The sequence below is a fragment of the Nocardia sp. NPDC058497 genome (assembly GCF_042720195.1).
GTDB lineage: Bacteria > Actinomycetota > Actinomycetes > Mycobacteriales > Mycobacteriaceae > Nocardia.
On the sequence record NZ_JBHXMY010000056.1, the window covers coordinates 1 to 18418 of the forward strand.

Annotated in this window: 22 protein-coding genes; 12 read left to right on the forward strand and 10 right to left on the reverse strand. The window is 69.0% G+C overall.

Annotated elements, in window-relative coordinates:
- Positions 1-36: 36 nt before the first annotated feature.
- Positions 37-1941, reverse strand: a complete 1905-nt coding sequence (typA, locus tag ACFWPJ_RS06545) for a translational GTPase TypA (RefSeq protein WP_378847973.1) — start codon at positions 1939-1941, stop codon at positions 37-39.
- 124 nt (positions 1942-2065) lie between these two features.
- Here typA and ACFWPJ_RS06550 point away from each other — a divergent pair, with 124 nt between their 5' ends.
- A complete protein-coding gene (locus ACFWPJ_RS06550) occupies positions 2066-2242 on the forward strand; it encodes a hypothetical protein (protein WP_302872448.1) in 177 nt (58 codons plus the stop codon).
- A 55-nt stretch (positions 2243-2297) separates the two neighbouring features.
- Complete coding sequence (locus tag ACFWPJ_RS06555; protein ID WP_378847977.1) at positions 2298-2591, forward strand: 4a-hydroxytetrahydrobiopterin dehydratase; 294 nt, start codon at positions 2298-2300, stop codon at positions 2589-2591.
- A gap of 3 nt (positions 2592-2594) precedes the next feature.
- On the opposite strand, the gene ACFWPJ_RS06560 is transcribed toward ACFWPJ_RS06555, so the two are convergent.
- Positions 2595-3878 (reverse strand): mannosyltransferase, encoded by a 1284-nt coding sequence (locus ACFWPJ_RS06560; RefSeq protein WP_378847979.1) that lies wholly within the window; start codon positions 3876-3878, stop codon positions 2595-2597.
- A 315-nt stretch (positions 3879-4193) separates the two neighbouring features.
- On the opposite strand from ACFWPJ_RS06560, the gene ACFWPJ_RS06565 reads away from it, so the two are divergent.
- Together ACFWPJ_RS06565 and ACFWPJ_RS06570 are read left to right on the forward strand one after the other, a co-directional pair.
- Positions 4194-4913, forward strand: a complete 720-nt coding sequence (locus tag ACFWPJ_RS06565) for a hypothetical protein (protein WP_378847982.1) — start codon at positions 4194-4196, stop codon at positions 4911-4913.
- Positions 4914-5016: 103 nt separating this feature from the next.
- A complete protein-coding gene (locus ACFWPJ_RS06570; protein WP_378847985.1) occupies positions 5017-5376 on the forward strand; it encodes a hypothetical protein in 360 nt (119 codons plus the stop codon).
- Here the strand turns inward: ACFWPJ_RS06570 and ACFWPJ_RS06575 are convergent.
- The gene (locus ACFWPJ_RS06575) at positions 5373-6338 is read right to left on the reverse strand and encodes a helix-turn-helix transcriptional regulator (RefSeq protein ID WP_378847987.1); all 966 of its coding nucleotides are present in this window, start codon (positions 6336-6338) and stop codon (positions 5373-5375) included. The two genes, ACFWPJ_RS06570 and ACFWPJ_RS06575, sit on opposite strands and share 4 nt — an antisense overlap.
- A gap of 94 nt (positions 6339-6432) precedes the next feature.
- On the opposite strand from ACFWPJ_RS06575, the gene ACFWPJ_RS06580 reads away from it, so the two are divergent.
- Positions 6433-6828, forward strand: a complete 396-nt coding sequence (locus ACFWPJ_RS06580) for a RidA family protein (RefSeq protein WP_378847989.1) — start codon at positions 6433-6435, stop codon at positions 6826-6828.
- Positions 6829-6871: 43 nt separating this feature from the next.
- On the opposite strand, the gene ACFWPJ_RS06585 is transcribed toward ACFWPJ_RS06580, so the two are convergent.
- The 3 genes from ACFWPJ_RS06585 to ACFWPJ_RS06595 all read right to left on the reverse strand — a co-directional run bounded on the left by ACFWPJ_RS06585 (position 6872) and on the right by ACFWPJ_RS06595 (position 9666).
- The gene (locus ACFWPJ_RS06585; RefSeq protein WP_378847992.1) at positions 6872-7582 is read right to left on the reverse strand and encodes a DUF1906 domain-containing protein; all 711 of its coding nucleotides are present in this window, start codon (positions 7580-7582) and stop codon (positions 6872-6874) included.
- Positions 7583-7743: 161 nt separating this feature from the next.
- Positions 7744-8892 carry a hypothetical protein gene (locus tag ACFWPJ_RS06590; RefSeq protein WP_378847994.1) on the reverse strand — a complete coding sequence of 383 codons (1149 nt, stop codon included), beginning with the start codon at positions 8890-8892 and terminating at the stop codon, positions 7744-7746.
- A 189-nt stretch (positions 8893-9081) separates the two neighbouring features.
- Positions 9082-9666, reverse strand: a complete 585-nt coding sequence (locus ACFWPJ_RS06595; protein ID WP_378847996.1) for a CHAP domain-containing protein — start codon at positions 9664-9666, stop codon at positions 9082-9084.
- Between the two features lie 417 nt (positions 9667-10083).
- On the opposite strand from ACFWPJ_RS06595, the gene ACFWPJ_RS06600 reads away from it, so the two are divergent.
- Both ACFWPJ_RS06600 and ACFWPJ_RS06605 read left to right on the forward strand, forming a co-directional pair.
- On the forward strand, positions 10084-10818 hold the full coding sequence (locus ACFWPJ_RS06600; RefSeq protein ID WP_378847999.1) for a helix-turn-helix domain-containing protein: 735 nt from the start codon (positions 10084-10086) through the stop codon (positions 10816-10818).
- 60 nt (positions 10819-10878) lie between these two features.
- Positions 10879-11613 (forward strand): helix-turn-helix domain-containing protein, encoded by a 735-nt coding sequence (locus tag ACFWPJ_RS06605; protein ID WP_378848002.1) that lies wholly within the window; start codon positions 10879-10881, stop codon positions 11611-11613.
- A 3-nt stretch (positions 11614-11616) separates the two neighbouring features.
- On the opposite strand, the gene ACFWPJ_RS06610 is transcribed toward ACFWPJ_RS06605, so the two are convergent.
- Positions 11617-13041 carry an MFS transporter gene (locus tag ACFWPJ_RS06610; protein WP_378848004.1) on the reverse strand — a complete coding sequence of 475 codons (1425 nt, stop codon included), beginning with the start codon at positions 13039-13041 and terminating at the stop codon, positions 11617-11619.
- Between the two features lie 74 nt (positions 13042-13115).
- On the opposite strand from ACFWPJ_RS06610, the gene ACFWPJ_RS06615 reads away from it, so the two are divergent.
- Together ACFWPJ_RS06615 and ACFWPJ_RS06620 are read left to right on the forward strand one after the other, a co-directional pair.
- Positions 13116-13601: a MarR family winged helix-turn-helix transcriptional regulator gene (locus ACFWPJ_RS06615; protein WP_378848007.1), complete on the forward strand. Its 486-nt coding sequence runs from the start codon at positions 13116-13118 to the stop codon at positions 13599-13601.
- Positions 13602-13620: 19 nt separating this feature from the next.
- Positions 13621-13944, forward strand: coding sequence for a hypothetical protein (locus tag ACFWPJ_RS06620; protein ID WP_378848010.1), 324 nt, complete (start codon positions 13621-13623; stop codon positions 13942-13944).
- Positions 13945-13949: 5 nt separating this feature from the next.
- On the opposite strand, the gene ACFWPJ_RS06625 is transcribed toward ACFWPJ_RS06620, so the two are convergent.
- Positions 13950-14261: a hypothetical protein gene (locus ACFWPJ_RS06625; protein ID WP_378848012.1), complete on the reverse strand. Its 312-nt coding sequence runs from the start codon at positions 14259-14261 to the stop codon at positions 13950-13952.
- Between the two features lie 380 nt (positions 14262-14641).
- Positions 14642-15625 (reverse strand): DoxX family membrane protein, encoded by a 984-nt coding sequence (locus ACFWPJ_RS06630; RefSeq protein ID WP_378848015.1) that lies wholly within the window; start codon positions 15623-15625, stop codon positions 14642-14644.
- Between the two features lie 144 nt (positions 15626-15769).
- On the opposite strand from ACFWPJ_RS06630, the gene ACFWPJ_RS06635 reads away from it, so the two are divergent.
- Complete coding sequence (locus ACFWPJ_RS06635; protein WP_378848018.1) at positions 15770-16378, forward strand: class I SAM-dependent methyltransferase; 609 nt, start codon at positions 15770-15772, stop codon at positions 16376-16378.
- A gap of 9 nt (positions 16379-16387) precedes the next feature.
- Here ACFWPJ_RS06635 and ACFWPJ_RS06640 read toward each other — a convergent pair whose 3' ends face one another.
- Positions 16388-16972: a TetR/AcrR family transcriptional regulator gene (locus ACFWPJ_RS06640; RefSeq protein WP_378848021.1), complete on the reverse strand. Its 585-nt coding sequence runs from the start codon at positions 16970-16972 to the stop codon at positions 16388-16390.
- Positions 16973-17053: 81 nt separating this feature from the next.
- Here ACFWPJ_RS06640 and ACFWPJ_RS06645 point away from each other — a divergent pair, with 81 nt between their 5' ends.
- Positions 17054-17479: a 4-oxalocrotonate tautomerase family protein gene (locus tag ACFWPJ_RS06645; protein ID WP_378848024.1), complete on the forward strand. Its 426-nt coding sequence runs from the start codon at positions 17054-17056 to the stop codon at positions 17477-17479.
- Positions 17479-18418: zinc-binding dehydrogenase (locus ACFWPJ_RS06650; RefSeq protein ID WP_378848026.1), on the forward strand; the 940-nt coding region annotated here is incomplete at its 3' end. The genes ACFWPJ_RS06645 and ACFWPJ_RS06650, both read left to right, overlap by 1 nt.

Genomic DNA, 18418 nt, shown 5'->3' on the forward strand with positions numbered 1-18418 from the left:
CCGCCGGGCCCGCTGACCGTTTAGAGCGAAGTCGAGCTAGGAACCGGCGCCCGCGCGGTCGCGCGCCTTGCGGCGCGACAGGTCGCGAGCACGCTCGTTGGCGCCCAGCACCACCTTGCGCACGCGGACCACCTCGGGGGTGACCTCGACGCACTCGTCGCCCGCACAGAACTCCATCGCCAGCTCCAGGTCGAGCTGCAGCGGCTTGGCCATGGTCTCGAACGTGTCCGCGGTCGCGCTGCGCATGTTCGTCAGCTTCTTCTCGCGGGTGACGTTGATGTCGAGATCCTCGGCACGCGGGTTGATGCCGACGACCATGCCCTCGTAGGTGTCCGCGCCGGGCTCCACGAAGAACTGACCACGGTCGGCCAGCTGAATCATCGCGAACGGGGTGACGGTGCCCGCGCGGTCCGACACCAGCGAACCGGTGTGGCGGGCGCGGATCTCGCCGGCCCACGGCGCGTAGCCGTGCGAGACGGCATTGGCGATACCGGTGCCGCGGGTCTCGGTGAGGAACACCGTGCGGAAACCGATCAGGCCACGCGACGGCACGATGAACTCCATGCGCACCCAGCCGGCGGCGTGGTTGCTCATCTGCACCATCTTGCCCTTGCGGGCGGCCAGCAGCTGGGTGATCGCGCCCAGGTACTCGTCGGGGCAGTCGATGGTCAGCTCTTCGAACGGCTCGTGCACCTTGCCGTCGACCTGCTTGGTGACCACCTGCGGCTTGCCGACGGTCAGCTCGAAGCCCTCGCGGCGCATCTGCTCGACCAGGATGGCCAGCGCCAGCTCACCACGGCCCTGCACCTCCCAGGCGTCGGGACGGCCGATGTCGAGCACGCGCAGCGACACGTTGCCGATCAGTTCCTGGTCCAGGCGCGACTTCACCATGCGGGCGGTCAGCTTGTGGCCCTGCACCCGGCCGACCAGCGGCGAGGTGTTGGTGCCGATGACCACCGAGATGGCGGGCTCGTCGACGGAGATGCGCGGCAGCGCGACCGGGTTCTCGATGTCGGCGAGGGTGTCGCCGATCATGATGTCCGGGATGCCGGCGATGGCGACGATGTCACCGGCGACGGCGACCTCGCCCGGCTGCCGCTCGACACCGATGGTCTGCAGCAGCTCGGTGATCTTGACCTGCTTGGCGCCGTCGGCGTTGATCCAGGTGACGTTCTGGCCCTTGCGCAGCTCGCCGTTGTGCACGCGAACCAGCGCCAGGCGGCCGAGGAAGGCCGAGGCGTCGAGGTTGGTGACGTGGGCCTGCAGCGGAGCTTCCGGGTTGCCCTTGGGCGCCGGGATGTTCTCCATGAGCACGTCGAACAGGGCGTCGAGGTTCTCGGCGGCGGGCGCCGAACCGTTCTCGGGACGCTCCTTGGAGGCCTTGCCCTCACGGCCGGAGGCGTAGAGGACCGGCAGGTCCAGCGCCAGCTCGGCGGCTTCGGCGGCCTCGTCGTCGAGGTCGGAGGCCAGGTCGAGCAGCAGGTCGTGCGACTCCTCGACGACCTCCTCGATCCGGGCGTCGGGGCGGTCGGTCTTGTTGACGACCAGGATCACCGGCAGCTTGGCCGCGAGCGCCTTGCGCAGCACGAACCGGGTCTGCGGCAGCGGGCCCTCGGAGGCGTCGACGAGCAGCACGACACCGTCGACCATGGACAGGCCGCGCTCGACCTCGCCACCGAAGTCGGCGTGGCCGGGGGTATCGATCACGTTGATGACGGTGACGGAACCGTCGGAATGGTGGCGGTGGACCGCCGTGTTCTTGGCGAGAATGGTGATGCCCTTCTCGCGCTCGAGATCTCCGGAGTCCATGACCCGGTCGACCAGTTCGGCTCGCTCAGCGAACGCGCCCGACTGACGAAGCATGGCGTCGACCAGCGTCGTCTTGCCGTGGTCGACGTGGGCCACGATGGCGACGTTGCGAAAATCGCGTGTAGACGACACGCCTCAATCCTCCTGCTGTTGGTGTATTGGCGCGCATTCATCTGGCATCGCGGCCTGTTACACCGTACCGGTACGAGAGTGGCACGCACGTGTCAGGCTTTGTACTTAGGGTACGCTAACCCGCATGGGCAAGGTGAAGGCGAAGAAGGTTTCCAGCCTCAAGCCTAAGAAAAAGTGCTGCAGGAAGAAGACGCGGTGCTTCAAATGCCCCGTCGTCATCATGCGAATGAAGAAGGCCGAGGCCGCCGGAGTGTGCGGTAAAGATCTCAAAAAGGCGCTGAAGAAGGCGCGCGCGGCCTGAGACGCATCGACGGCGGGCGATGCGTGCTGCCCGAACGAGGCGTAGAACTGCTGGTATGGGTAAACCGGCATTGCTCTCCGACCCCGAGATCACCATCGCCCTGGCCACGCTGCCGGAGTGGTCGCGTGACGGCGACGCGATCACCCGCACATTCAAGGCTTCCTCTTTCCCGGCAGGCATTGATCTGGTCCGCCGGGTCGCCGTGGCCGCCGCGGCGGCCGACCACCATCCCGACATCGATATCCGGTGGCGCACACTGCGTTTCACCTTGAGCACGCACTCCGTGGGTGGCCTGACCGCGAACGACACCGCGCTCGCGCACACCATCGACGAGATCGTCGGCGGCTGAACCTCAGCCCGCCGGAACTTCGACCGCGGGCCGGCGGGCGATGGCGCGCGCCTGCGTGCGCAGGGTGTCGCGGCCGTGCCAGACCAGCCAGCCCAGCAGCACGAACACCCCGATGACGTCGACCGCGCCCAGCCAGGCCAGCGGCCACGGCCGCGGGATCGTCCAGATGGTCGGCTGCGCGAACGACAGCACCCACGGCACGCCGATCAGCATCGTCAGCACCCAGAACCCGGCGATGATCCGGGCGGTGCGCTCGGCGCGCAGCGGCCCGTACAGCAGCCACAGCACGGTCGGGATCAGCCAGACCCAGTGGTGCGACCAGGAGATCGGCGAGATCATCACGCCGAACAACTGCACGAGCACCAGGGTGCCGAGCCGGTCGTCCGGGCCGAGCGTGCGCCACGCCAGGAACGCCAGCACCACCGTGACCAGCACCGCGGCGATCCACCACGGTCCCGACTGCACGTCGTAGCCGAGGATCCGGCTCAGCGTGCCGCGCAGCGACTGATTCCAGACCGAGCCGACCGGCCCGATCCGGTCGGCGTCGCCGAGCAGCGTGCCGAAGTAGCGCCGCGCCTCGTGCGCGTTGATGAGAAAGCTCACAGCGACCGTCAGACCGAATGCCGCCGCCGACCACAGCACCGTCGCCCAGCGGCGGCGGGCGACGAAGTACAGGCCGGTGATGGCGGGCGTCAGCTTGATGCCGGCGATCACGCCGACCAGCGTGCCCGAGATCCACCAGCGCGCACTGCGCACCGCCAGCATCGCGCCGAACACCAGGAACACGTTGACCTGGCCGTAGTCGATGGTGGTCCGCACCGGCTCGAGCCAGACGCCCAGCGCCGTCCACCCGACCGCCGCGGTGATCCAGCGCGTCTGCCTGGCCCGTTCGGCGCCGATCAGCAGTTCGAAGCTGATCCGGATGACGCCGTAGAGCGCGGCGACCGTCGCCAGCATCCAGCCGACCGCGACCGCAGCGAACGGCAGGTAGTGCAGCGGGAAGAAGACCAGCGCGGCGAACGGCGGATAGGTGAACGGCAGCGGGAAGTCCGGCGTCTTCTCCGCGTAGGTGAAGTCGTAGAGCCGATCGGTGAGCAGCGCGGCCGACCCGTCGACATAGACGTGCAGGTCGACGACATTGAGCCCGTTCTTCGCGAACAACATCCAGCACAGCCTGGCGAGCACGGACAATCCGAGCAGCGCGAGAGCCCATCGGAGGTGTCGGTTCAATGCCAGGCTTTCGGTCGTGTGGGTGGCGTCGGCGCCGCGTCGCGTTGCTGCGATCACTTTAACCGTGCGGGCGCGGGCGGCCGCGCGCACGGGTTGACGCGTGGGCGCGCGACACCATCGGTAACATTTGCATCAACATCCCCAGTCGTCACAGCAGTCAGGGCTAGCGTCGATGAGCGGGGCTCGGTCGGTACGCCGCCACGGGCCGGGCGGCTGTACAACACGGCAGCGATGTCCTTTAGAGTGACCCCGACATCGAAGGGCTCGACACCCTCGCCCCATCGCAACACCGAGGTAAGGACGGCTGGACAAGTGCTTCGTAGCCGAGGATCGCGGATCGCAACGACCGCAGTCGCCATTGCGGCAAGTGCCATGCTCGCCGCGCCGGCGTCGACCATCGCCGCTCCCGCGCCTGCCCAGCAGGCAGCGCCGATCAGCGTTCCAATGGTGCCCGAGGGCGTCCCGGTCGACGCGCTCGCCGCCTTCGCCCCCGCCGTCGTCGGCCTGATCGCCGGCCCCGCCGACGTCGCCAGCCCGCAGACCGCCCTGCTCGACCAGGCGCGCGCCCTGCTGGCCACCCTGAACCTGCCGCCCGCCATCAAGGCCACGCTCGAGCGGATCATCACCTTCCTCGACGGCAGCGGCGGCGGCGGTCCCGACCTTCCGCAGGACGGCCCGGTCATCGCGCAGTTCCTGTACCCGACGATCGGCAAGGGCTGCATCGGTGACAGCGCCGACTCGGTCGGCACCGCGCTGGCCGTCGCCGGTCCCGCCCAGCTGCCCCCGCCCGGCGTCGCCGCCGGTCAGGCCGGTTTCGTGTTCACCGCGCTCGGCACCAAGGCGCCGACCGCCGAGCAGAACCCGCCGATGACGGTGCAGTGGCTCAACCTCGATACCCGCCAGTCGGCGGTGCAGACGCTGACCGACGAGGCCAAGATCAACCCGGGCGGCCCGGCCACGCTGTCTGCCATCGCGAACACCGGCCACGGGCGCGTCGTCGCCGTCGTCTCCGGTTCGCTGACCACGCAGGCCGAGGGCGCCGCGCCGCGCACCTGCAACTTCCTGCCGACCCTGGGCTTCTTCACCGTCTAGGCCATCGACGCACCGAGCCCGGTCCGTTCCCCTCGGGAACCGGCCGGGCTCTGTCGTTGTCAACGGGTTCCCGCGGGCATCCCGATGTGGTAGACCGAGAACCATGGCGACCACGCAAGGTTCACCCCGCGCTGCTCGGTCGATTCGGAGCCGGCGCTCCAGCCGTTCCATCCTGTCTTATCGATCCGAGGGCTCGATCCTGTCGATCGGTTCGGCCTACTCGGTGCTGTCGATCGGCAGTGTCGGTTCGGTGCTGTCCATCGGCTCGGTCGGCTCGTTGGGATCGGCGATCTCATCCGGCTCGTTCGCGAGCATCGGCTCGGCGTTGTCCGGCCTGTCGCGCTGGTCTCTGCTGTCGTGGCGCGGTGTATGCGCCGAACCCGACGACAGAATGGCGCTGCGAGTGATCCCCGACGACGAGCCGGATCTGCGGCTCGCGCCGACCTGCCACTGCCAGACCTAGGCGTAGCGGGTCGCGATCGCGGCGGCGCGGTCGCGCAGGGCAGTGCGCAACGACTGCGGAGCCACAGCTTCCGCGTCCGTCCCGAGCTGCCACAGCGCCCATTCGGCGTGACGTGCGTCTTGGAAGGCCACCTCCATCCGCAGCCAGCCGTCTGCGTCGGGCTCCTCGGTGCGCACAGCCAGTGCGGTGCTGACCAGTTCCTCCCGCCGCGCCGGGTTTACCCGGACCAGCACAGCGAGCTGGTCGCCGCCAGTCCGGAACCGCGTGCTGCGTTCCCGCCAGGCCAGATCCAGGTCGACCCGGTCCGGTCGCTGTGCCGGTTCGGCGAGTTCCTCGGCAGCCAGCACCCGCGACAGCCGATAGGTCCGCTCCGCGCCGGATCTCAGGGCCAGCAGGTACCCCTGGTCGCGCACGACGACCAGCCCGATCGGGTCCACCGTGCGCCACGTCGGGTCCTGGTCGATGGCCGCGTAGTGGATGCGCAGCTTGTTTCCGGCGAAGACCGCGCGCCGGACCTCGGCCAGGATCGTGCCGGGCACTTCCTCGGCAACGACCCGACGCGAGAGCAGATCGGTCTCGGGGTCGATGAGCAAGCGCTCGGCCACGTCGGCCGCGGTGTTTCGATAGCTGTCGGGCAGCGCGTCGACGACCTTGAGCATCGCCGAGGCCAGCGCCGAGCCGAGGCCGAATGCCTGTGCGCCGCGCCGTGATCCGGCGACCAGCAGGGCCAGCGCCTCGTCATGATTCAGCCCGGTGAGCTCGGTCCGAAACCCGGGGAGCAACGCGAAACCGCCGTGCCTGCCACGTTCGGCGAAGACCGGGACACCGGCCGAAGACAGCGCCTCGATATCGCGCAACACGGTGCGGGTGGACACTTCCAGCTCGTCGGCGAGCTCGGTCGCGGACAGCCGACCCCGCTGGCGCAGCAGCAGCACCAGCGACACCAACCGGTCCGCACGCATACGAAAAATCTACCGGGAATACACGACACAGGATGTCGTGATTCGTTGGGAGGCTTACCACCACGTACTTCGAACGAATCGAATGGAGCTGGCAGTGGAACGAACGGCAGTCAACCCGGTGACGTGGTCGGTGGACATGGGATTCAACCAGGGTGAGCTCGTCTCGGGTCACACCCGAACCCTGTACTGCTCCGGGCAGACCGCGATGAGCAGCGAGGGCAAGCCCGAGCACGACGGTGACATGGCCGCGCAGCTGGCGCTGAGCATCGACAACGTGGAGGGTGTGCTCAAAGAGGCAGGAATGACGCTGGCGAACCTGGTGCGGCTCAACGTCTACACCACCGATGTCGATCTGCTGTTCCAGCACTACGGCGTGCTGGCGTCACGGTTGGGCGCTGCCGGGGTGGCGCCGGCGACCACGATGCTCGGGGTCACCCGGCTGGCGATCCCCGGCCAGCTGATCGAGCTGGAGGGAACCGCCGTCGACTGATGTCACCTCGCCGCCTCCGGGAGTACTGCCGGGGGCGGCGAGTTCACCACTGGCCGTAATCCTCGGCCAGCACCCGGTTCAGATCGACGCCGACACCGTCGATGTCGCGCTTGTCGATCTCGAACTGATGCAGCTGCGCACCGGGGTGCACGTAACCCTTCGGAGTTCCCCAATTGTGCTGCCAGAACCAGGAACCCAGACCGGCGTCGAGCGCGCGGTCGATGGTCGGAGTATTGGCGTAGATACCGACGAGTTCGGCGCCGAGCACCGACCGCCACCCTTCGATATAGGGCGCGATCATCTCGTCGAATTCCGCTTCGGACGGGTTGTCGTCGATGGAGGCGTAGATCGGCGCGGTGTCGGGACCACCCGCCGCGGTGTGCAGCGCCCAGCCGCGTTCGGCGTGCTGCTTGCCCGCTTCCAGCCCGCCACGCCAGTCGGCCGTCGGTCCCTTGCCGAACTGGTAGTTCGACACGATCGACAACCCCGCCGACATCAGGTCCTCGACCTCGGCGGCAAGCAGGGGCTTGCCTTCCATCCACTCCGCGCCCGGCCTGCGGTCGGAGACATAGCGGATCACGCCGATGTGCCCGGCGGCCCTGATCGATTCGGCGGACGGCACGCCCGCGGCGTAGTCGACGAGGGTGCCGAAGGATTGCGCCGCGGCGGGCGCGGCGGACACACCGAGACCGACAGCGGCCGCGGCGGCGGTGAATCCGAAGAATTCCCGCCTGGTCACCGGAACAGAACGCATCGCAGGACTCCTTCGCGCAACCCGACCCTCAACCGGCAGCGTGCCCGGCGCGCCTTCCCCGTTTCCCGCGCGCCGGGAGCCTCGAACGTTCACTCATTTCACCACAACCCCAGGGGAACCGCCAGAACCAAAAGTCACTTTCGTCCCAGCAGTCACACGGGTCAGGTGGCGCTGTCGATGGCCGCGCCCACGTCGATGGTGCGGCCCGTCGGGTCGGCCAGCTCGGTGCTGACCACGGCGACGACCTGCGCCACCACTTGCCGCTTGATCCCGGCCAGCCGGGCCAGGGTGGCCGCGCGCAGCCCTTTCGCCGTGAACTCCATCGAGATGTCCTCGAGCGCGGGCGGCGGCACGTCGATGACGATCTGCAGCGGCTCGGCGGCCCTGGCCGTGAGGACCAGCGGAATCTCCAGGTCGGCGCGGTAGTGGTTGGCCTTGAGCACGTCGACGGTGATGTCGAGCCCCACCGGCAGCGTCATGTCGAACACGCGCGCGGCACCCGGCTCCGCCACCCCGCGATCGATCACGCGCGGCTGCTCGATCGCACCGCGCACGGTCACCGTGGCCGCGCCACGCGGGCCCTCGGACAGCGGGCCGACCACGATCTCGCTGCCCGCCATCTGCGCGACCACGTCGTGCACCCGGTCCCTGGTGACGATGTCGGCGAAGAACCGCAGGCCGAACTCACGGAAGTCGATCCACTCGAAGACGGTGTCGTGGCGATGCGGTGAGCGGTAGCCGTCGAGGATCGCCTCGATGTCGAAGACCCGCTCGGAACGGACCTTCGGGTCGCCGACGATGGCGTTGACCCGGTTCGCGACCTCGCGCTGCACCAGGCCCGCGATCGGGTCGAGCAGCATTTCCCACGCGGTATCGATGGCCTCGGCGCGCAGCGTGAAGCTCACGTCCCTGGCGGTCACCGGGGCGACGTCGATCACCACCAGCAGGGGTTTGGCGGTGCGCGCGTGCAACGTCAGCCCGATCTCCACCTTGGCGGCCAAGCCCAGCTTGCGGCCGCCGAGCACGAGGTTGACGGCCAGCGTCAGCGGCACCCGCACCCCGAAGGTGAGCGCGTCACCGGGATTGCGGGTGACGACGGGGGTCCCGAGCGTGCCCTCGGCGACGAAGCCGGCCAGTCCGGCGGGGCCGAGCGAGAACGGTCCGATCGTCACCCCACGGCCGGTCATGCCAGCGACGGCCGCCGCGATGCGCTCCTCGGTCACCGCGTAGGTGACGAAACGCTCGCCGAAATCGGCATACTCGATCCACCTCGGGTCTCGCCGTGCCTCCCCGGCCACCTTCTCGCGCACATCGAACACGGTACGTGACGAAGGGAAACCCCCGGTTGGTGGCACAACTCCCCCCGTCCTGCCGATGAGGGGGAAGCAGGACGGAGGGGTCGGCCGGGGCGCTGCCGGGCGCCACCGATTCCATCGTACGGGTACCCGCGAAGTACCGCCGTTCTGGATCACATCAGTTGTCTTGAGCGACAATCGATTTCAGAAACGCCCGTAACCCACCAGATCGGCGGTTTCGGCGAGTTCGATCGTCCGGACCCGGACCGAGCCCATCTCGTTGCCGCCGATGGTGGTGATCGAATCGCCGTCGGCCTTCAGCACGATGTTGGTGTGCTGACCCAGCGGACTCGACGGGCCGTAAAGCACCACATCACCCAGGCGCGGCCGGTAGCCGACGTCGCCCGGCGTGAACCGGCCGACGCTCTGGTAGTACTCCTGCAGCGTGTAGACCCCGGGAATGCGCCACGACCCGGAGTTCGGGTTGGCCAGCGGCCTGCCCGCCGCGCGCATCGTCCAGCTGACGAAATCGGCGCACCAGGCTTCCTCGACGCCCTCGGCGTATTTCGGACCGTCGCCGGGGTGCTCGTATTCGCGGCGCAGCACGTCGACCAGGGCCAGTTGCTGTTCGTCGAGGTGTTCGCTGTCCAGCGTCGGGAACGGCTCGCCCCAATCGTGCTGCCACCACACGAGTCCGACGACCACCACGGCCGTCACCGCGAGCAGCCCGGAGATCCCGAGCAACCAGCGCGCTGTGCGGCCGGTAGGTCCGGCCTGTACTTGCGTCATCGCCCCCCGCTTTCGTTCTGTCTTCTGCCTCTAAGACGAACCGGGGGCGCCCGTGGTTCCCGGATCGGGTCACGGGATAGTGGGCTCCGGAGCGGGCCGGGTGGAAGCACGATCACCGGGTGGACCCCTGCGCCACCCGGGTATCGGCTCGCTACCACGCTCTCGGCGCGCATCCAGCGTGCGTGCCGTCCCCTCCGGCGACGTCCACGCACGGGGCGCGGACGTGGTCTCGAACACGTACCGCTCCGGAACCCACCGACCTGACCAGCGCGGACACCGGCCTGGATCACCGTGCTGCGCTGAACTGGTAGCCGTGCGGTTCCCCGCCCGGCTGTGAGAATTTTTGCGAACGCTTTACTCTCGGTCAAGCTAGACGACTGTCCCAATTTGTCCCAGCGACCAGGAAGAGGAAGTGGCGTGGAGGACCCGCATGCGCCGATCGCGCGCTTCCTTCGCGAACGCCGCGAATCCGCCGGGCTGACGAGAGCGGCACTCGGCGCCCTCGCGGGTGTCTCGCCCGCGCTCATCCAGAAGATCGAGCAGGGCACCCGCGCCCCCACGCTCGAGGCACTGACGGCGCTGTGCGACGGGTTGGCGATTCCCGACCCGTTCCGCGACCACCTCGTGTCGCTGTCACTGTCGCATCGATACGACAAACCGGCACCGGTCGAGGCGGCTGTCCCCGCGACCGAGCGCAAGCTCCTCGACAGCATCACCCATCCGGCCAGCCTGCAGGTTTTCCCCACCTTCGATATCTTGGCGATCAATGCCGCCTGGGCGCGGCAGTTCCCGGGGCTCGCGCCGGGGATGACGCTGCTCGAATGGATGCTGCTCGACCCGGCGGCCCGCTCAGTGGTCATGGAATGGGAACGACAGGTCCACGCGAGTGTCTTCAGTTTCCGGATGACAAGCCCTGGCCTGGTGCCGCAGACGCGGATCGACGAAATCGTCACGTCCTGCTCCCGTGCCCAGGAGTGGAATCGCCTGTGGACGACCGAGCCGCAGCCGCCCTATGGCATCGATGACCCCGAACTCCTGGTGCGCGACATCGACACCGGCGAACCGACACCGCTGGCGTTGCACAACCTGGATTTCACAATGCCACGCCGCACTTGGTCCTTGGTTGTCCTGGTGCCGAAGACGACCGCCTAGTCTCCTTTCTGGCCCTGCCTATTGCCCTTGTGCCCACCGGCCCGAAAGAGGATTGCGAACGTGGACAACCCGTATCCGCCGATCGCGCGGTACCTGCGCGAACGCCGGGAATCCGCAGGGCTGACCCGCGCCGCGCTCAGCGCCGCGGCCGGTATCTCCCCCGCACTCATCCAGAAGATCGAGCAGGGCACGCGCACACCGACCGTGGAGGCCCTCACCTCGCTGTTCGACGCGCTGGAGGTGCCGGACCTGTTCCGCGACCACCTGGTGTCGCTGTCACTGGCCGACCGCTACGACAGCCCACCGCCCGACACCGCGGGTGAGGTGCCCGCCGCCGATCTCGTCCTGCTCGACGCGATGCCCTACCCCGCCAGCCTGCAGGTGTACTCGACCTTCGACATCGTCGCGGCGAACGCGGCGTGGGAACGGTACTTCCCCGGCCTGAGCGCGGGCACGACGCTGCTCGAGTGGATGCTGCTCGACCCGCGCTCGCGCACCGCGATGCTCGATTGGAAAACCCAGGTCCACCTGTGCGTCTACGGCTTCCGGGTGATGAGCCCCGGCGTCGCGCCGCAGCAGCGGATCGACGAGCTGGTCGCCTCCTGTTCCCAGGCCGAGGAGTGGACCGAATTCTGGACCACCGAGCCGGAGGCGCCGACCCACCTGGACCGCCCGGTCCAGCGGTTCCGGCATCCGGACACCGGCGCGCCGATCACGATGATCATGCACGCCCTCGACTACACGATCCCGCGGCGGGAGTGGTCGCTGGTCGTGTTCTCGCCGGTGCCGGACTGAGCGCTAGTCGCTCCTGCGGATCGGGATACAGGCGGTCAGCACGATCGCGACGACCGCGCCGGCGATCGCGATGTAGAAAGCGGCGTGAAAACCCTCGCGCGAGGGCAGCACGTGCGGTCCGAGCCGCATCGTCATGTGTGCCAGAACCACACCCATCACCGCGGCCGAGGTGGAGGTGCCGACCGAACGCATCAGCGAGTTCAGGCCGTTCGCCGCGGCGGTCTCGGTGATCGGCACCGCGCCCATGATCAGCGCGGGCATGGCGGCGTAGGCCAGGCCGACACCACCGGCGACGATGATCCCGGCGACCACGATCTGCCAGACACTGTCCATCAGCAGCACCGCGAAGAGGTAGCCGAGACCGATCACCGCCGAGCCGAGGGCCAGAGTCAGCTTGGGTCCCTTCTTCGCCGACAGCCGCGCCGACACCGGCGAGAGCAGCATCATGACCACACCGCCCGGCGCCATCGCCAGACCCGCGGCCACCATCGACAAGCCGAAGCCGTATCCGGTCTCGGTGGGCGCCATCAGCAGCTGCGGGAACGTCAGCGACATGCCGTAGAGCGCGAAGCCGACCGCGATCGAGGCCAGGTTGGTGAACAGCACCCGCGGCCGCGCCGAGACCCGCAGGTCGACCAGCGGCGAGCCCTGCCGGAGTTCGTAGGAACCCCAGAGCAGGAAGCTGGCCAGCGAGGCGCCGAACAGGCCGAGAATCGAGGCGCTGGTCCAGCCCCAGTCGGCGCCCTTGGTGATGCCGATCAGCAGTGTGAGCAGCGCGATGGACAGCCCGACCGCACCACCGAAGTCGAACTTCGACGGCGTGCGCACCGGCGATTCCGGCACGAAGACGAACACCAGCACCGCGCACAGCGCACCGAGCCCGGCGGCGGTCCAGAACAGCATGTGCCAGTTCGCGTTCTGCGCGATCACGGCCGCGAACGGCATGCCGACCGCGCCACCGACGCCGAGGGTCGCGCTCATCACGGCCATCGCGCCGCCGACCTTCTCGGCGGGCAGTTCGTCGCGCATGATGCTGATGCCCAGCGGGATCGCGCCCACCGCGACGCCCTGCAGCGAGCGGCCGAGGATCTCGGGCAGCAGCGAGGAGAAGCTCGCGCAGATCACCGAGCCGACGATCATGAAGCCGAGATTGGCGACGAGCACCAGCCGCTTGCCGAACATGTCGCCGAGCTTGCCCGCGATGGGCGTGGAGACCGCGCCGGCCAGCAGCGTCGCGGTGACCACCCAGGAGGCGTTGGACGCCGAGGTGTTCAGCAGGCCGGGCAGCGACGGGATGATCGGGATGACCAGCGTCTGCATGAGCGAGACGACGACGCCGACGGTACTGAGCACCGCGATGAGCACGGCAGGCGAGACGCCGCGGGTTTCGGTGGTGGCCGGCGTGACGTCGGCTGCGGTTACAGACACAAATATGCACCGTACACAGCATGTGTATGGTGCACAATTTTGATTCGCGGTGATCCACGCGACATAGTTGGCGTATGTCCGATTCCGGCCCCGTCGACGACACCCCGTTCACCCGCCTGGTGTTCGAGCTGAACCTGATTTCGCGCCACTCGCTCGCCACGACGCGCCGCCGACCCGGTTTCCTGCTCGACCGCTCCGCGTTCCTCATCCTCACCCGCTTGGAGCTGAGCGCACCGCTGAGCCTGCGCGAGCTGTCGGAGGCGTTCCAGCTCGACATCTCCACGATCAACCGCCAGGTCGGCGCGATGCTGAAGCAGGAACTGGTGGAACGGGTGCCCGACCCCGACGGCGGCGTCGCCCGCAAGGTGCGCGCCACCGCCGAGGGCAGGGCCGCGCTGGCCTCGGACCAGAAGCACCGCGCCGCCGGCATCGGCGCCGTCGTCGCCGACTGGGACGCCGAGGATGTCGGCGAGTTGAGCAGGCTCATGCAGAAGTTCAATCGCTCGGTCGAGCGGATCGAGGAAAACCCGTGGCCCAGACCTCCGCGCACGGACAGCTGAGCGCGCTAAGCTCCGCCGCGTGGTCACTCAACGGTCTACCCGCCCGAGCTGGCTCGCCTGGGACAACTACTTCGTCGGCGTCGGCGGATTGGTCCTCGGCCTGTGCTTCGGCACCTGCGCCGCGCTGATCGCGGGCCCCGGCCGCAATCTCGCGGCGATCGTCCTGGTCGTCCTCGCCGCGCTCTGCGTGCTGCCCGCGCTGCTACGCGCCCTCGGCGAACTCAGCGTGTGGGTGCGGCTGGCCGTGCTGGTCATCGGCTTCGCGCTGCTGCTGCCCGCGATCGCGCTCAGTCCCGACGTGCGGGACTGGGCGGCCGAGCGCTGGGAACGAGCCTGGAAGTAGCTGTCCTACAGCTGATTACGCGGGACGGCGAGCAGCATCTGAATCGTCTTCTGGATGAACTGCGCCGACTGCCAGGTCAGGTACGCGCCCGCGGCACCCGCCGCGGCAGCCCCCGATGACCCGGTGGCCGAGCCCGTGGCCAGATCGGCGGATCCGGTGGCCAGATCGGCGGATCCGGTGGCCGACCCGGTCGCCGAGCCCGAGCCTGGCAGCGCCGACGCGGGCGCCGCCGCGCCGAGCAGCCCGATCGTCACCGCGACGCCGATGAGGGCGACTCGAACGGCATACGGCTTGGACGTTTCACGACCGGACAACATCAGATGAATCCCACTCTCCGAAATGCACTGCGAATATGCAGTATTCATGCCGAAACTGCCCCCCGAGCCCGATTCGCGCGGATTGACCTCATCGCGCTGTTCTCGGAGGGCATTTTTCGGCGACACAGCCCGACCCGTGTTCATTCTCCGCCGCGGCGAAGGGTTTTCGACAGACCACGGATCTCGGGGCAGCACGATCATGGACACGCCGGCGCAACGAACGACAGCCGACTTCGCCACCGCCGACTGCGTTGTGGGCGGGCGGGCATGCGCTGAGCATTCACCAAACGCGCCGATGGTCCCGATTGCGACCGATCGGCGGGTAGTGAACGCTCAGCGCGGTGGTCGACGGGTGGTGGCGCGCTCGTAGGCCCTAACCCTCAGCGGGCGGCGGCCCGGTGTTCCCGCGCCGCTGCTTCGAGCCGCTCGGCCCGCTCGCGCGCCAGCTCGGCCGCGTACGCGCTGCGCGCCCTGGCGATATCGAGCAGGTGCCAACCCCGTTCCCGCGCGGCCACGGCGAGCTCGGGCCCGCGCTCCTTGGCGACCTCGGCCAGATGCGCTCCCCGTTCCCGCGCGACCTCGGCCAGCTCGGGACCGCGTTCCTTCGCGACCTCGGCCCAGTGCGCACCTCGCTCACGCGCCGCCTCGGCAAGCTCGGGACCACGCTCTTTCGCGACCTCGGCCAGGTGCGAACTCCGTTCCCGCGCCGCCTCGGCGAGCTCGGGACCGCGTTCCTTGGCGACCTCGGCCAGCTGCGCGCCCCGTTCGCGGGCGGCCTCGGCGAGCTGCGGGCCGCGTTCGCGGGCCACGTCGGCCAGATGGGAGCCCTGCTCGCCCGCCACTTCGGCCAGGTGCGCGCCGCGGACCTTGGCCGCGTCGACGAAGGCCGCGCTCTCCGGTTCCCGGCGCGCCAGCGCCTGCCTGGCCCGCCAGCCCAGCGACGGCTTGCCCGCGGTGTCGGACGCCGCGATCAACAGACCGCCGAGCAGCCCGAGATCCTTGAGGAATCCCGCCCGCTTGGCCGCCTTCTTATCCGGATCCGACTCGGCCCAGAAGTCCTGCTCGGTGACCGTCCCCGGCACCACCGTCGCCGCCAGCACCAGCGCGGCAGGTCGCGGCGCCCGCCCGATGCCCCGCAACACCCCGCCCGCGATCTGCACGACGGCATTGATCTGCACGAAGCGGCTCGGATCGTCGGGCACCCGCGCGGCGAGCGATTCGGGCAGGTCGGCCCTGCCCTTGTCGGCCAGCGCGGTCGCCGCCGCGGCACGGGGTTTCGGATTCATCAACGCGGTGACGCCCCCGGCTACGAATGTCGTCGCCAGCAACGTGCGAGCAACGCGGCGAACAGGCTTGATCGGCATCGTCGGATCCCTTCGTCTACGACTGGGGAGTGCGTACGGCTCCTCCCATTCGACTACCCGGGACCCGCGGGCACAAACGATCCATCGGATGGGGCATGCCCTATCCAGTGGCTGTCTCGACGATGGGCGCGCTACCGTCGACTCGTGTCCGACGCCACCGTCCGAACCGCCTACAGCGCGATCAACGAGCTGTACATCGACCTGTTCAGCAGGCCCGCCGACCTCGATCCCGACGACACCGACTTCGTCCTGCGCCACCTCGCGGACGCCGAAGGTCCGGTCCTGGATCTGGGCTGCGGCCCCGGCCATTTCACCCATGTCCTGCACGAGGCGGGCCTCACCGCCACCGGCATCGATCTCGTCCCCGAGTTCATCGCCCACGCCCGATCCCACTACCCCGGCGTGCCGTTCCGCGTCGATTCCCTCCGCGCCATCGACACCCCGCCCGCGACGATCGGCGGCATCCTCGCCTGGTATTCACTGATCCACTTCACACCGGCCGAACTACCGGAAATCCTGGCGGAATTCAGCCGGATCCTCGCACCGGGCGCACGACTGGTGATCGGCTTCTTCGACAGCACCGAGCACGTGGAAATGTTCCCGCACAAAGTGACATCGGCCTATCGCTGGCCGGTCGACGAAATGTCCGAACTGCTCCGCTCGGCCGGTTTCACCGAACTCGAACGGCAGCAACGCCCGCGCGCCGGCGAGGTCCGCCCGCACGCCATGCTCGCGGCCGCGCGCGGTCGATAGCTCGCCCCGTCAGTCCACAACGGGCGCGATGACAGCCTGGACGACGCCTTCCAAGGCCTGGGCGGTGTGGTCGAGCGGGAGGGTACTGCGCTGGGCCCGGCACATGGCGACGGTGCCCTCGATCGAGGCGACGATCAGGGTCGCGGTCCGGTCGGCCGCGTCGGCGGTCGCGCCGTGCTCGCGCAGGGATCCGGCGAGCAGGCCGGTCCAATGACCGAACGCCTCGGCGGCCGCGCGCCGGGGTTCGTCGTCGTCGGCGGGCTGGTCCTCCACCGACACCGCCAGCACCGGACAGCCTGCCTCGAAGTCGCTGTCCACCACGATCTTTCGCCACATGGCGACGAACGCACGCAGGCCGTCGACCGGACCTGAGGGCAACTCGGCAATCAGCTTGCGCACCGTGAGCGCGTCCGCGAGGCGAACGGCCTCGGCGGCCAGCTGCGACTTGCCGCCGGGAAAGTAGTGATACGTCGAGCCCAGTGGCGCGCCGGAGTGCTTGGCCAGCTCCCGCACGCTGGTCGCGTTCAAGCCACGGCGCCGCAGCATGTCGGCCGCACCGGCCACCAATCGATCGCGCGCATCCGACTGCGCCATCCAGCACCTCCCTTGACCATAACGACCGTCATAGCGTACCGTCGCCCATCTATAACAGTCGTTATAACGGAGGTGTTCCCCATGCCGATGATCCAGCTCACGCTGCCCGAAGCCGTCCTGACCGGCGATGTCCGGCAGCAGTTGCAGAAGACGCTCGCCGCGACCTTGCTCACCTGGGAAGGCGCACCGGACACCGCGTTCTTCCGCGCCCAGGCCTGGTGCCTGATCCACGAGGTGCCCACCGGCGCGTTCGGCACCGCCGAGGACGACCTGCCCCGCTTCCGGGTGGACGCCACCGTGCCCGAAGGAGCACTGTCCGAACGCCGGAAAGCGGGCTTGGTCAAGCAGGTGACCGACGACGTCCTCGCCGCCACCGGGCTCACCGAGGCCGACGCGTTGCGCGTGTGGGTGCTCATCCACGAACAGCCCGAGGGCACGTGGGGCGCCGCGGGCAACATCATCCGATTCGCCGAGCTGAAGGCGCTGGCGGCCGGAGCACGCGGGTAATGCGGGAGCTGCAACTCGTCCGCGCCCACCACCTCGCCTGGCGCGAACGACCCGACCCGGTCCTGTCCGAACCCCGCGACGCGATCGTCCGCCCGTTCGTCGCCGGACGCTGCGACGGCGACACCATGCCCATCCACCGGCACGTCTCCCGCGCCATGCAGGTCGGGCTGCGGGCCGGATTCATCGATCCGGTGGTCGCGAGCATCTGCGGGGACGTCCCGTTCCGCGGCCCGTTCGGCATCGGCCACGAATGCGTCGCGGAGGTCGTCGAAGTCGGCGCCGATGTCACGGGGCTGGTCCCCGGTGACGTGGTGGTCGTGCCGTGGGCGGTGTCGTGCGGGGAATGCCCCGAATGCGAGCGCGGGCTGACCGCCAAGTGCGCGACGACCCGGACCAGCACCCTGGCGGCGTTCGGGTTCGGACCGGCCAGTGGACCGTGGGGCGGTATGGTCGCCGATCTGCTGCGTATCCCCTACGCCGATCACATGCTTGTCAGGGTGCCTGCCGGGGTGGACCCGCTGCGGATCGCCGCCGCCAGTGACAATCTCACCGATGCCTGGCGCTGCGTCGTCGGGCCGCTCGCCGAGCGTCCCGGCGGATCAGTGCTCGTCCTCGGCGGTGCGGCGCAGAGCATCGGGCTCTACGCGGCCGGGTTGGCGGTCGCGCACGGCGCCGAGGTCGTCGACTACGTCGACCACCGGCCCGAACGCCTCGCGATCGCCGAAAAGCTCGGCGCCCGAGCGCATCCGGTCGCCAAGGGAAAACTCCGCCGCGCCGGCCTGCCGTCCCGGAACTACGACATCGCCGTCGAAGGCACCTCCACCGCAGCGGGTGTCGACGCGGCCCTGCGCGCCCTGCGGCCGGGCGGGATCTGCACCCCGGTCGGCTACTACCTCGCACCGGGCACCAAGGTGCCGCTGTTGCACATGTACGCGAACG

Bases quoted from the DNA above. Each gene is read 5' to 3' on its own strand.
- ACFWPJ_RS06550 (WP_302872448.1), top strand. From the start codon at position 2,066: ATGGGCAAGGTGAAGGCGAAGAAGGTTTCCAGCCTCAAGCCTAAGAAA.
- ACFWPJ_RS06555 (WP_378847977.1), top strand. From the start codon at position 2,298: ATGGGTAAACCGGCATTGCTCTCCGACCCCGAGATCACCATCGCCCTG.
- ACFWPJ_RS06565 (WP_378847982.1), top strand. From the start codon at position 4,194: ATGCTCGCCGCGCCGGCGTCGACCATCGCCGCTCCCGCGCCTGCCCAG.
- ACFWPJ_RS06570 (WP_378847985.1), top strand. From the start codon at position 5,017: ATGGCGACCACGCAAGGTTCACCCCGCGCTGCTCGGTCGATTCGGAGC.
- ACFWPJ_RS06575 (WP_378847987.1), bottom strand. From the start codon at position 6,338: ATGCGTGCGGACCGGTTGGTGTCGCTGGTGCTGCTGCTGCGCCAGCGG.
- ACFWPJ_RS06585 (WP_378847992.1), bottom strand. From the start codon at position 7,582: ATGCGTTCTGTTCCGGTGACCAGGCGGGAATTCTTCGGATTCACCGCC.
- ACFWPJ_RS06595 (WP_378847996.1), bottom strand. From the start codon at position 9,666: ATGACGCAAGTACAGGCCGGACCTACCGGCCGCACAGCGCGCTGGTTG.
- ACFWPJ_RS06615 (WP_378848007.1), top strand. From the start codon at position 13,116: ATGTCCGATTCCGGCCCCGTCGACGACACCCCGTTCACCCGCCTGGTG.
- ACFWPJ_RS06625 (WP_378848012.1), bottom strand. From the start codon at position 14,261: ATGTTGTCCGGTCGTGAAACGTCCAAGCCGTATGCCGTTCGAGTCGCC.
- ACFWPJ_RS06630 (WP_378848015.1), bottom strand. From the start codon at position 15,625: ATGCCGATCAAGCCTGTTCGCCGCGTTGCTCGCACGTTGCTGGCGACG.
- ACFWPJ_RS06640 (WP_378848021.1), bottom strand. From the start codon at position 16,972: ATGGCGCAGTCGGATGCGCGCGATCGATTGGTGGCCGGTGCGGCCGAC.
- ACFWPJ_RS06645 (WP_378848024.1), top strand. From the start codon at position 17,054: ATGCCGATGATCCAGCTCACGCTGCCCGAAGCCGTCCTGACCGGCGAT.